The sequence below is a fragment of the Bacillus sp. CD3-5 genome (assembly GCF_006349665.1).
Taxonomy (GTDB): Bacteria; Bacillota; Bacilli; order Bacillales; family Bacillaceae_G; genus Bacillus_A; species Bacillus_A paranthracis.
In genome coordinates this window covers 58,374-71,395 of sequence record NZ_VEPX01000012.1, presented here as the reverse complement: position 1 = coordinate 71,395, position 13,022 = coordinate 58,374, and the positions used below count along the sequence as shown (strand labels likewise).

The 13,022-nt window shown below is 34.5% G+C and carries 9 protein-coding genes and 1 pseudogene; all 10 read right to left on the bottom strand.

Going from position 1 to position 13,022, the window contains the following annotated elements; all coding sequences use genetic code 11:
- Positions 1 to 7: 7 nt before the first annotated feature.
- The 10 genes and pseudogenes from FH036_RS20635 to hprK all read right to left on the bottom strand — a co-directional run bounded on the left by FH036_RS20635 (position 8) and on the right by hprK (position 12,921).
- The gene (locus FH036_RS20635) at positions 8 to 1,558 is read right to left on the bottom strand and encodes an acyl-CoA carboxylase subunit beta (protein ID WP_000565608.1); all 1,551 of its coding nucleotides are present in this window, start codon (positions 1,556 to 1,558) and stop codon (positions 8 to 10) included.
- Positions 1,551 to 1,964 (bottom strand): methylmalonyl-CoA epimerase, encoded by a 414-nt coding sequence (gene mce / locus FH036_RS20630; protein ID WP_000591735.1) that lies wholly within the window; start codon positions 1,962 to 1,964, stop codon positions 1,551 to 1,553. Before mce ends, FH036_RS20635 begins: the two co-directional genes overlap by 8 nt.
- A gap of 124 nt (positions 1,965 to 2,088) precedes the next feature.
- On the bottom strand, positions 2,089 to 3,330 hold the full coding sequence (locus tag FH036_RS20625; protein WP_000387266.1) for an MFS transporter: 1,242 nt from the start codon (positions 3,328 to 3,330) through the stop codon (positions 2,089 to 2,091).
- Positions 3,331 to 3,441: 111 nt separating this feature from the next.
- Positions 3,442 to 6,501, bottom strand: a pseudogene (locus FH036_RS20620) (efflux RND transporter permease subunit); the annotation flags it as partial.
- Between the two features lie 707 nt (positions 6,502 to 7,208).
- Complete coding sequence (gene trxB / locus FH036_RS20615; protein WP_001288071.1) at positions 7,209 to 8,165, bottom strand: thioredoxin-disulfide reductase; 957 nt, start codon at positions 8,163 to 8,165, stop codon at positions 7,209 to 7,211.
- An 84-nt stretch (positions 8,166 to 8,249) separates the two neighbouring features.
- Entirely contained in the window at positions 8,250 to 9,761 is a 1,512-nt protein-coding gene (locus FH036_RS20610; RefSeq protein WP_016718902.1) for a tetratricopeptide repeat protein, read from the bottom strand.
- 145 nt (positions 9,762 to 9,906) lie between these two features.
- Positions 9,907 to 10,413 carry an acyltransferase gene (locus tag FH036_RS20605; RefSeq protein WP_070807161.1) on the bottom strand — a complete coding sequence of 169 codons (507 nt, stop codon included), beginning with the start codon at positions 10,411 to 10,413 and terminating at the stop codon, positions 9,907 to 9,909.
- 23 nt (positions 10,414 to 10,436) lie between these two features.
- A complete protein-coding gene (gene ppaX / locus FH036_RS20600; RefSeq protein WP_070807162.1) occupies positions 10,437 to 11,087 on the bottom strand; it encodes a pyrophosphatase PpaX in 651 nt (216 codons plus the stop codon).
- 67 nt (positions 11,088 to 11,154) lie between these two features.
- Positions 11,155 to 11,967, bottom strand: coding sequence for a prolipoprotein diacylglyceryl transferase (gene lgt, locus FH036_RS20595; RefSeq protein WP_000924232.1), 813 nt, complete (start codon positions 11,965 to 11,967; stop codon positions 11,155 to 11,157).
- A gap of 24 nt (positions 11,968 to 11,991) precedes the next feature.
- Positions 11,992 to 12,921, bottom strand: coding sequence for an HPr(Ser) kinase/phosphatase (gene hprK / locus FH036_RS20590; RefSeq protein ID WP_001127250.1), 930 nt, complete (start codon positions 12,919 to 12,921; stop codon positions 11,992 to 11,994).
- Positions 12,922 to 13,022: the final 101 nt, after the last annotated feature.

The window sequence follows — 13,022 nt, the reverse complement described above, 5'->3', positions numbered from 1 at the left end:
TAAGAACTTACAGTGGCATGTTCCCATGTTTTTTCATGACTTTTTCCTCTTTCTTCGTTCGTAGCATATCAAGTGCCTGTATCAATTTTATACGTGTTTCCCTTGGATCTATAACATCATCAACAAATCCATACTTTGCAGCAATATATGGATTTGCAAATTTATCACTATATTCCTTACCCAGCTCTCTACGTTTCATATCAGGTTTATCGCTCTTTTGAATATCCTTTGAAAAGATAATATTTACTGCCCCTTGTGATCCCATTACTGCAATTTCTGCATTTGGCCATGCATATACGACATCCGCTCCGATAGCCTTGCTATTTAATGCAACATACGCTCCACCATAAGCCTTTCTCAAAATCACTGTAATTTTCGGAACTGTTGCTTCAGAATAAGCGTATAAAATTTTAGCACCGTGACGAATAATACCATTATGTTCTTGCTTTACACCCGGAAAAAAACCCGTTACATCTTCAAATGTAATCAATGGAATCTGGAAAGAATCACAAAAACGAATAAAACGTGCTATTTTATCAGACGAATCAATATCTAAACTTCCAGCTAATTTCTTCGGCTGATTACAAACAAGACCCACTACTTCTCCTTTTATACGAGCAAACCCTATTACAATATTTTTCGCAAAACTTTTTTGCACTTCAAAAAAAGACATAATATCAACCACTTGTTCAATAACATGACGTATATCATAAGGCCTTTGTGTATCATCAGGGATAATATCAGCTAAATCTTCACGATAATCTTCCACTGATTCTTCTTTAATTATAGGTGATTTCTCTTGATAATTTTGTGGTAAATATGAAAGAAGTGTACGAACAAGATACAATGCTTCATACTCGTCCACTGCAGAAAAATGCGCATTTCCACTGATTTGATTATGAACCATCGCTCCACCTAAATTCTCAGGTGAAATTTTTTCTCCTGTTACTGCCTCAATTACTTTTGGTCCAGTAATAAACATCTGACTCTTCTCTTCAACCATAATAACAAAATCTGTAATAGCTGGAGAGTATACCGCGCCTCCTGCACAAGCTCCTAAAATTACTGATATTTGAGGGATAACTCCTGAATATTTCACATTTCTATGAAAAATTTGGCCATATCCATCTAGAGATAGCACTCCTTCTTGAATACGTGCACCACCTGAATCATTTAAACCAACAATGGGAATACCATTTTTCCCAGCCAAATCCATGATATTTGAAATTTTCTTCGCATGCATTTCTCCGAGCGCGCCACCAAATACAGTAAAGTCTTGTGAAAATAGGTAAATTGGACGACCATTTACTTTTCCATATCCTGTAACAACTCCGTCACCAGGACCTACTTTTTTATCTAACCCAAAATCTGTACACCTATGTTCAATAAACGGTTGTAACTCTACAAATGTATCTTTATCTAATAGCAATTCTATACGTTCTCTCGCTGTCAGTTTACCTTTTTGGTATTGCCTTTCAACTCTTTCATAACCCCCTCCAATTTCAATACTATTCTTTTTGTCATATAATTCAGTTATTTTACCGTAAATATCAATCATATTCTCCCCCCTTATCACATAGCTCGTACAATGTACCATAGCTTGAACTAGGATGAATAAAAGCAATTGACGTGCCTTTTGCCCCTCTTTGAGGGATTTCATTAATCATTTGTATTCCACATTCCTTCATATGCCGAATCCTTTCCTCAAGAGAGGTTGTTCCTAATGCTATATGGTGTATCCCCTCCCCATTTTTCTGTATAAATCGTGCGATTGAACTTTCTGAACTTAATGGTTCCAATAACTCTAATTTACTGTCACCAATAGCTAAAAAGGCAACTTTTACTTTTTGTACCACTATCTCCTCTATCCCTAATAATTTTAACTTTAGAACATCTACATAAAAAGGTAATGCCCTTTCCAAAGAATTTACTGCTATTCCAATATGCTCAATTTTTTTGATCATTTCTTATCCTCCTGTATGTCAACCTATATTTCCTTTTTTTAATTCATTCAATCAAAAATGTTTTTACTATATACTTACTTTCATATTTCTAACTATTACTTAACAATTTATATTCTAGAATAACTTATTCAACATAACGTATTCCTTGACGTAAAGAATAAAAAACAATCGCTACAACAAATACAGAAATACCACTCCAAAATATAATATTTGAAATCCCAATGTTATACATAAGAAGCATTGACGTAACCCCATAAGAAAGCGGTGTTAGCCCCATCGATGCTAAAGTGAGTAAACTCATAATTCTTCCCAAATACTGTTTTTCTGTATACTCCTGAATAATACTAATTACTGGAATTATTATCATTTGTGTGAACAATCCAACAAGAAACAACATAATTACACTATACAAAAATTCTATAGATGTACTAAAAATTATAAAACTTATAGATAAACACATAAGAAGTATAAGAATTAATTTTCCTCTTTGCTTTTTTACATTGAGTAATACCATAATAATGGATCCAATAAATAAACCTAATGATAAACTCGCCTCTAAAAAACTATAGTCAAATGCCTCTCCATTTAATACGGTATCAACAAAAATAGGTAATCCTATAAATAAGGGACCAACTATAAGAAAATTAACTAAAATAGAAATGAATACAAGAGATAACAAAATGTTAGATTGGCGTAAATATTGGATACCCTTTTGGATTTCTGTTCCAATCCTAATTCTCTCTACACTTTTCTTTTTACCATGCTGAACCTTAATAAAGGTAACCATAATCGTACTTATTAGTAGCATACTAGCAACAAATATAAATGCTATCATATAATTGTATTTCCCTATTAATATCCCAGCAATTACAGGTCCTACGATTACTGTAAACTGATTTGTCGTATAAATAATAGAATTTGCTCTTGCTAATTGAGATGCTCCGACTATTAATGGTATGAATGAATCCCTAGCAGGATAGAAAAACGCGTTCAATATTCCAAATAAAAAGGAGTAGGCAATAAATATTATAAAGTTAACTTTTGCGAATAGTAGGAATAATAAAACAATTGAAGCTACAAGAATCGTTCTCATAAAATCTGACCATAACATAATCTTTCCCTTGTTCCGGTGATCCGCAAGCACACCTCCTACAAATAAAAATAATATTTGTGGAATACTTGCCCCCATCATTACCCATCCTACAGCTTCTCCTAAATTTAAAAACTTTACTATATACCATGTCTGTGTAAAAAGAAACATTGATGAACCTAAACTAGAAAATCCTGCTGCCATCATAATTAACATAAAGGGTTTATTTCTAAATAAATTTGATGAATATTCTTTCTCCTCAGCTATCGCTTCCATATTACTCCCTCTTTTTTTCTTGTTTTCATTTTAAAAAAACGAAATAATAATTTGTAATTAAAATTTTTATTTATCCCTCACTTATAAAAAAGAGGGGCTTAGCATATTTCACTAAGCACCAATTTTAAATTCATGTTTCTTCTTACGACTTTTTGTCCATTTATATTTTAATTTCATTAAACTTTCGTATACAATAGGTACAATAATTAATGTTAGTAACGTTGAAGATGTCAGTCCACCAATTACAGTGACTCCTAGTCCCTTTGAAATAAGCCCGCTGCTATCAGAATTTTCCGTAAATAACAATGGCGATAATGCACCTACCGTAGCAATAGCAGTCATTAGAATAGGTCTCAACCTAGTTACTCCTGCTTCAAGAATTGACTCTCTTAACAGAATACCTTTTTGTTCATTTTTAATTGCTCTATCTATTAGAACAACAGCGTTTGTTACAACGATACCTATTAACATTAATGCACCGATCATTACAGAGACACTAATTGATTCATTTGTAATTAATAAACCCAATAAACTTCCAATTAAAGCATATGGCAAAGAGAATAGTATTGCTAATGGAGCTAATCCGCCTCCAAAAGTAACCACTAAAACAAAGTATACAATTACAATTGCAATACCTATTGCAATTCCTATCTGTGCAAAAGACTCATCAATTTGTTCTGTCACCCCACCAACATTAACTTGTACTCCTGACGGTACTGATAATTCATCGATTTTCTTTTGAATATTCTCTGTAACTTTTCCAACATCTTTATCAGTTATTTCAGCTGATATTTTTGTATATACATCTCCATTTCGCTTAGTAATGAACGCCGGGGTATCCGCCTCCGCTTCACTCAAGATTTCTCCTAACTCCACCTTTTGATTTGAAATTGTAGTAACTTGCTGTTTACTAAGTTCGGACTGTTGTACTATACTATCTCTTTCCACAGTCCTAATTGGTATTTTTTGTCCATCAACTTTTAATTCACCAATCTGCTCTTCCTTAGCTGAACCCAGTTTATTATATATTTGTATTGGCTGAATTCCTAACGAAACCATTTTTTCTGTATTTAATATAAAATTCACCTGTCTTAAAGAATCTGATAAATCTAGCTTAACGTTTGTAACCTCCTGATTATTCTCCAAGCTTTTTTTCACCGAATCTGCAACTGGTCTAATTTCCTCAATTGTTTTTCCATAAACAAAAACATCTACATTCCCATTACTATTTCCTGAACTATTGAATCCCCATTCACCCATTCCCAACTTTTGTAGATCATTAAAAATAATATCTTTCTCTTTAGTTAAATCTTTCAAACCATCTTTATAGGTAATAAAAAACAAAACTTGTTTCTTGTTAGCTGGATGTAGCGGATTACCCTCTCCATAAGATGACTGTATCATCTTTATGTGATCCCGTTTGAGTAGATATTCTTCTGCATTTTTAACATCATTCTTAATTGTATTGTCTGTAGCACCAGGTACCGGATTATAAGTTGCTAATATCATTTTATTCCCACTAGAACCGATGAAACTGACTCCAATAGACGGTATTAAGAATATACTTCCTATAAATAGTGCGCTGGCCAAACAAAAAGTAATTAATTTATGATTTAAACTCCAATTTAATATCGCATGATAGCTGTTAGTTACTCGACTCGAAGATGTTTTCTTAGTAACTTCCACTTTCCTCTTAAGCATTAAATGCGCCATCATTGGAACAACAGTAATTGAAACAACTAGAGAAGCTAGCAAAGCAAATACAATTGTAACCCCAAATGGCATAAATAACTCTCCAACAGGTCCATCAATTAAACCTAATGGCAAGAATACTGCAATAGTTACAATAGTAGATGACATAATTGATGAAAACATCTCAGAAGTTGCTGCCTTTATTAAATTAACTCCACTTAATTTTTCCTCAGTTAATGTCATGCGTCGGTAGATATTCTCTATAACTACAATAGAATCGTCTATAACCCTTCCAATTGCCACCGTCATGGCGCCTAATGTCATTAGATTTAATGTCATATTTAACTGTTTTAACATTATTAAAGAAATGACAAGTGAGACCGGTATAGAAATAACAGCAATAATTGTAGATTTTATATCTCTTAAGAACAGTAAAATAATTAGTACCGCGAAAGCAGCACCCATCAATGTTTTATTTATCATCACTCCAACAGATTCCTTAATTGGCTCGCCACTATCTAAAATGGATACAAACTCTAACGAGTTATGCTTCTGTTGTAATTTTTTCATTTTATCTTTGATACCATCCACTACATTTACCGTATTACCATTACTACTTTGTAATATTTGGATACCAATTCCTTCTATCCCGTTAGCCCTAGAAACAGATTGAGATTTTTGAACAATATTTACATCTGCAACCTCTTTGAGAGCAACCGAAGTTTCTCTTCCATTAGGATTATTATTTTGTACTTTTAAATTTATAGGAATAGGTAATTCCTTTATCTTTTCAAAACTATCTTCATTGCCATTAACCTTTATGATTTTTTCTTTACCATCAAGTACTTGCATTCCTAAATTCATATCAGTTTTAATAGTTTTTAAATATGCTGTTACGTCTTTTGCAGACAACGCATATTGATCTAGCTTATCTTGTTTATACTTAATCTCCACTTCTTTGTTTTTCTTCCCAATAATTTCAACTTTAGAAACACCTTCCACCTCTTCAAATGCAGGCATTATCTCCTTTTGAGCCAAAACACTTAAATCCTCTATTTTTTTAGTATTATCAGTTAAAGATAACACCATTACAGGCAAATCATTAAAGTTAGCTCTTGCTACGTCTGGATTCATAACTCCTTCAGGAAAATGCAATCCAGATACCATTTCCTTAATTTTATTTTCTGCTTTTTCCATATCAGTCTTGAAATCGTACTGAATTTCGATTGTAGAAGCACCTTCAAAAGAAGTAGAAGTAATATTTTTAACCCCTTCCAAGTTAGACACCTTTTTTTCAATTGGTTCTGTTACATCACTCAGTATCGCCTCTGGTGATGCTCCAGGGTATACAGTTGTAATGTTTACAACTGGCTCATTAATATTAGGGATGGTCTCTAGTTTCATAGAAAACCCTACATATATTCCAAACACAATAATAAAGCACGTTACAATCCAAATGGCTAGCTTATTTCCAATTGAAAATCCAATAATTGATTTCATATATTGTCTCCATTTACATATTTTTTTATTATATCTACATCACCTAAAAATCACCTATTACAGTATAGTAACTAGTACTCTTACCTTACAATGTAATGCAATTTTCACAATACAAGAGTTGCAGAGATATTATCTTATTAAGAATAGAAATAACCTTTCCTATTTTTTATGAATTAAGCACGTATCCTATAGGTGATTTAGTAGTATTAAAAAAATACTTTTCTCCTTTTGAATAGTCACTTAATATATTAGTATTCATATCGTTATATCTATTAATTCCCCTTAATTAATTCTTCACTTTTTATTTTTATCGAATATAAGCCATATTATTGATAATAATATTCCTTTAATATCATCCCCCCTCATAGCAGCCAGATTTTTTTACTCCTACTCCCCTCATATAAGCTCTTTTCCAGTTCATTATAAGAAATATAATTTAAGAAAACCCCAGTGTATCACGCATATTTCTTATTGTGACCTTTCTAACTTACAAATGATTTTTAATATGCCATATTTCATCTCACCCATAAAGGAAACGTTCATAAAAAACTACATTTATACAAATGGATTAAATATTTTTGTTTTCATAACTGAATAAATTTTTTACATATTAACGCAAAATAAAAAAAGGTAAACTCGATACAAGATCAAATTTACCTTTTAAATCAACATCTCTAATATATTTTTTATTTCTCTCTTACAGTTTTTAATTCCTCTAATAATTCTTCTACGTAATGTTGTGCACTTTGTGCTGCGATACTACCATCACCTGTTGCAGTTACAATTTGACGTAGCATTTTTTCACGAACATCACCTGCTGCGAAAATACCAGGAACTTTCGTTTCCATACGCTCGTTTGTTTCAAGGTAACCATTTTCATTTGTAATACCTAGTTCAACAAATGGTTTTGATAGTGGTAACATACCGATGTATACGAATACGCCGTCAGTTTTGACTTCTTTCTCTTCTCCACTGTTTACATCTACAAGTGTTACACTTCCTACTTTACCATTTGCTTCGTTAATTTCTTTTATCGTGTGGTTCCAAATGAAGTCTACTTTTTCGTTTTGGAAAGCACGATCTTGTAAAATTTTCTGTGCACGAAGCGTGTCACGGCGGTGAACGATTGTTACTTTTGATGCGAAGCGTGTTAAGAACACACCCTCTTCAACAGCAGAATCTCCGCCGCCAATAACTACAAGTTCTTTACCTTTAAAGAATGCGCCATCACATACCGCACAATATGATACACCGCGGCCGCCAAGTTCTGTTTCACCTGGTACACCAATTTTTTTATACTCTGCACCACTTGCAACGATAATTGCACGTGCTTTATATTCTTTTTTACCAGCAATAATTGTTTTGTATTCTTTACCATCGATGACTTCTTTCACATCACCGTATGCATATTCAGCACCAAATTTCTTCGCATGCTCGAACATTTTATTTGATAAGTCTGGTCCTAAAATAGACTCATAACCTGGGTAGTTTTCTACATCTTCTGTATTTGCCATTTGCCCGCCTGGAATACCACGCTCAAGCATTAATGTGCTTAAATTCGCACGAGATGTATATACTGCAGCTGTCATACCAGCTGGTCCTGCACCAATAATAATGACATCATAAATTTTTTCTTCCGACACACTATTCACTCCTATCCATTCCTACACAATTAAGTTACCCTCATTATACTGTTCGCATCATTTTTTTCCCAATGATTTGCTTATCTATGTGTGCGTACGCTTAACAGCTTGCACATACTTTCGAACAGTCGCTACAGATACATTATACACATCTCCGAGCTCCGACTGTGTCATCTTATTTCCTTGTTCACTGCGTACGATATATTCAACCGCAGCTGACCAGCCGTATACATTTGTAAAAACTGCCCCAGATGTATATAAACGTATGAACGTACAAAACCAAAATTGTAAACACTCTTCGATTAATTCATCATCTTTTTTCGTATAATTGTATAAAGCATCCGCGATTCGCGCGCACTGTTCAAATTGCTGTAAATCAGCTGGAATACTCTTATGGCTATTCAGTAAAAAGAAATACTTTGCAAGTTGCGATACGATCGGAACACCATTCTTCGCCTGCGTTACATCAAAGAAGAATCCAACCTTCTCTGGCGTTGATAATTCATTCATTAAATATAAAGCTAGCATTTGTTCCTCTAGCGTCGCACTTTGCTGAAATGATTTTCGTAATTCTTCAAATAACACGTTTTGTCCTTCATCCGCTAAATTCAATGCATTCCACGGTTCTTTTCCCTTTTTATCAGGGTGCAATTCTACAACATGTTGCCACATTTTTTCAGCTACTTGCTGATCTTTTACCATATACGCAGAATATGCAAACCAATAATAAAAACTAACGTCTCCCTCGTATCCTTGACGCTTTAATAATTTAAACCATTTATACGCAGGCTCGAAATGACCAATTGTTGCAAGTGTCGTCCCAAGTTTCAAACGATGTTCAAACGAAATCGGATATACCGAAACTAACTGAGCAGCTAACGCCTCTACTTGTTTATGCTCTCCAATTGAATATAGAAAAATAAGCGTATTACAAAGCGCATGTATATTACCAGGATTTTTCTCTAAAATCATTTCCGTTAATTTCAGCGCCTTATCTACATTACCAGATTGAAAATGCGCAATGGCTAAATTATTATGCCCCGACCAAAATTCCGGATAATCTTTCGTAACAATTTCTAATGTAGCAATTGCTTCTTCCAATTGTCCATTACGAATATAACGATTGGCTTCTTCCTGCATAACAATTAAATCATCTTCATCCTCAATCTCTTCCGCACCCATCGCTTCTTCTTCCATAATTTCAAGTAATTCTAATGTATCTTCAACAAATTCCTTCTCTTCTGCAACTTCTAAATAGCGATCCGCATACTTCTTTGCCTGCTGAAATAGCCCCATATATGCATAATTATTTGCAATAAAATAATAACACTGTTCAAGTTCTGGATTAGATCTAACAAGCTTAAAGAAGGTTTGATTTGACTCTTGATATTCACCAGCCTCAGATAATACTGTTGCTAATTGACATAAAATAAACGGCTCCTTCTCGCTTTGTGCCGCTCTTCGAAAATATTTAATTGCATCTTGCAATTTTTGTCCTTTGTAAGCCCTCATCCCTTTTTTATAAAAGAAGTCCGCTAATTGATTAAAAGAGATAACTTGTCCGTTCTCCTTATATATTCTTTGATTTTTCCCCATATATCCTCCAGTTTTTTGTTTTCTTCGTTCACACATTCTTCTATCTATAAGTATAAACGATTCCGTAAAAAACAAAACAGTATATTATACTCAATTATTTCCTTTTTATTCATTAAAAAAGAAGAGAAATGTTACATTTTTAGCATCAACCTTCTCTAGCATCTATTTCTTCTTTTGTATAAATAACACGCATTGGATTTCCACCTACGAAAGCACCGCTCGGTACATCTTTATGAACGAGTGTGCCAGCTGAAACAATCGCACCATCTCCAATTTTCACACCTGGTAATATAGTCGTATTTGCTCCAATCATCACTTCATTTCCTATAACGATCTCTCCAAGTCGATATTCTCGAATTAAATATTCATGTGCTAAAAGCGTTGTATTATAGCCTATAATCGAATTTTCTCCCACAGTTATCTTTTCCGGGAACATAATGTCTGGCATTACCATAAGCGCAAACGATGTTTTCTTTCCTACTTTCATCCGCAAAAATGTGCGGTATAACCAATTCTTGACCGATAAAAAAGGTGTATAACGTGCAATTTGGATAATAATAAAATTCTTCATTACCTTCCAAAAAGACACTGTTTTATACACGTTCCATAATGAATTTTCTCCTGAAACAGGATAGCGCGTTGTCCGTCGCACTTGACTCGCTCCTCTACTTATCTTTACGAACGATTCATGTCGGACAAAATCGGCAATAAATCACTCATTTTATCTAGCATAAAGTCTGGCTTGTAAGCCTCTAAATACGCTCTACCTTTCAATGTCCATGAAACCGCAGCTGTTTTCGTACCCGCATTTTGTCCGCCAACAATATCATGATGATTATCCCCAACCATCAATGCTTCTTCCGGTTTCGCATTTAATAACTGAAGCGCTTTTTGAAGTGGCTCTGGATGTGGTTTCACATGCTCGACATCATCAATTGTCACAACAACATCAAAAAACTCATCAAGCTTCGATAACTTTAATCCCATCTCAACAGTTTGTCGTGCTTTCGTTGTAACAATACCAACTTTATAACCTTGCTTCTTCAACTCTTGAACTGTTTCATATACAGTTTCATATTCTTCTACTAATTCATCATGATGATCATGGTTAAATTGACGATAGCTCGTAATTAACTCTTCAACCTTACTTTCATCAATCTTGCTGAAAGTATCATGTAAAGATGGACCGATAAATGGCAATACATCCTCACGCTTATATTGATTTGGATAATATGTATGTAAAGTATGTAAAAAAGAAGAAATAATAAGTTCATTTGTATTAATTAACGTTCCATCTAAATCAAATAACACTGTATTTATTTTCATTGCCTTAGTCCTTTCTCTTTCCTGAATATGAAAGAAGCAGCATCTTATAATAAGATGCTACTTTTCTCTAATTTTCTAAATATCTTTTATCAGCTTGCCCCATTTTTCGTCTCACAATAATGAAAATAATAGAAATAACAACAAGTCCAATTGACATTACTTGTGCAATACGAAGTGGCCCTAGCATTAAACTATCTGTACGTAACCCTTCTACGAAGAAGCGTCCTACTGAATACCAAATTAAATATGTGAAGAATAATTCCCCGCGGCGTAAATTTACTTTTCTTAATGCAAGTAATAGAATTACTCCCGCAAAATTCCATAACGATTCATATAAAAACGTCGGGTGGTAGTACACACCATCAATGTACATTTGATTAATAATGAAATCCGGTAAATGAAGGCCTTCTAAAAACTGTCTCGTTACTTCATCACCATGCGCCTCTTGGTTCATAAAGTTTCCCCATCGGCCAATTGCTTGTCCTAGTAAAATACTTGGTGCAGCAATATCCGCCAACTTCCAGAATGAAACCCCGCGACGTTTCGCAAAAAGAATCCCTGTAATAACAGCTCCGATTAAACCACCATGAATCGCCAAACCACCTTGACGAATATTAATAATTTGACTCGGGTTTTGCGCGTAATATTCCCATTCAAAAATAACATAGTACATTCTCGCAAATAGAATAGCGATCGGTACTGCAATTAATACAAGGTCAACAAATGTATCTTTTGGAATACCTAGCCTTTCTCCTTCGCGAGTTGCTAGCCAAAGACCTAATAGCACACCTGTACCGATAATAATCCCGTACCAATAAACAGGAAACGGTCCAAGTTGGATAGCTACGCGGTCAAGCTGTGGTACAGAACCTAACAGCATATGTATGACCTCCCTCTCCAATGTTTACTCCTGATTTCCTAACTCAATCGCACTCATTAATCGTTCTGAGAACTGCTGTGCCGCATTGACTCCCATACGTTTTAAACGGAAGTTCATCGCTGCCACTTCAATAATAACAGCTAAGTTTCGACCAGGACGAACTGGAAGTGTAATCTTCGTAAGTTCTGTATCAATAATCTTCATCTTCTCTTCATCAAGACCTAAGCGATCATAATTTTTCTTTTGATCCCAAATTTCAAGATTAATAACAAGTGTAATACGCTTATAATTTCGCACTGCCCCTGCACCGAATAACGTCATAACGTTAATAATGCCTAGACCACGAATTTCTAATAAATGCTCAATTAAATCTGGTGAGCTTCCGACTAACATGTCTTCATCTTCTTGGCGAATTTCTACACTATCATCCGCAACAAGGCGATGACCACGTTTTACAAGCTCAAGAGCTGTCTCACTTTTACCGACACCACTTTGTCCTGTAATTAAAACACCAACGCCGTAAATATCTACTAACACACCATGAACAGCTGTTGTTGGTGCTAACTTACCTTCTAAATAATTTGTTAAACGACTTGATAATCTCGTTGTCGTTTGAGAAGAGCGTAATAAAGGCATGCCCGATTCACGCGATGCTTGCAACAACTCATCTGGTACATCTTGATTACGAGTTACAATAATACATGGCGTCTCCTCAGTACAAAGCGCTTTCATTCTCTCTTGTTTTTGCTCTGACGTTAACGTGTCAAAGAACGTTAGCTCCGTCTTCCCAAGAAGCTGCACGCGATCAGCTGGATAATATGTAAAAAATCCTGCCATTTCAATTCCAGGTCGTGATAAATCACTTGTATCAATCGGACGATGAATTCCTTCTTCACCACTTATTAACTCCAATTGAAATTGTTCAATTAAATCTTTTGTCCTTACTTTCGGCATATGTATAAACCTCCACTCCGCTGCGGGTTCAGTCTCATTTGATGTAAAATTCCATTCTACCGGATATTGTACCATTTTTTTCTGGAAACAAGAAATACGGT

Excerpts from the sequence above, each read along its gene's own strand:
- FH036_RS20635 (WP_000565608.1), bottom strand. The coding sequence starts at position 1,558 with ATGATTGATATTTACGGTAAAATAACTGAATTATATGACAAAAAGAAT.
- mce (WP_000591735.1), bottom strand. The coding sequence starts at position 1,964 with ATGATCAAAAAAATTGAGCATATTGGAATAGCAGTAAATTCTTTGGAA.
- FH036_RS20625 (WP_000387266.1), bottom strand. The coding sequence starts at position 3,330 with ATGGAAGCGATAGCTGAGGAGAAAGAATATTCATCAAATTTATTTAGA.
- FH036_RS20610 (WP_016718902.1), bottom strand. The coding sequence starts at position 9,761 with ATGGGGAAAAATCAAAGAATATATAAGGAGAACGGACAAGTTATCTCT.
- ppaX (WP_070807162.1), bottom strand. The coding sequence starts at position 11,087 with ATGAAAATAAATACAGTGTTATTTGATTTAGATGGAACGTTAATTAAT.
- lgt (WP_000924232.1), bottom strand. The coding sequence starts at position 11,967 with ATGCTGTTAGGTTCTGTACCACAGCTTGACCGCGTAGCTATCCAACTT.
- hprK (WP_001127250.1), bottom strand. The coding sequence starts at position 12,921 with ATGCCGAAAGTAAGGACAAAAGATTTAATTGAACAATTTCAATTGGAG.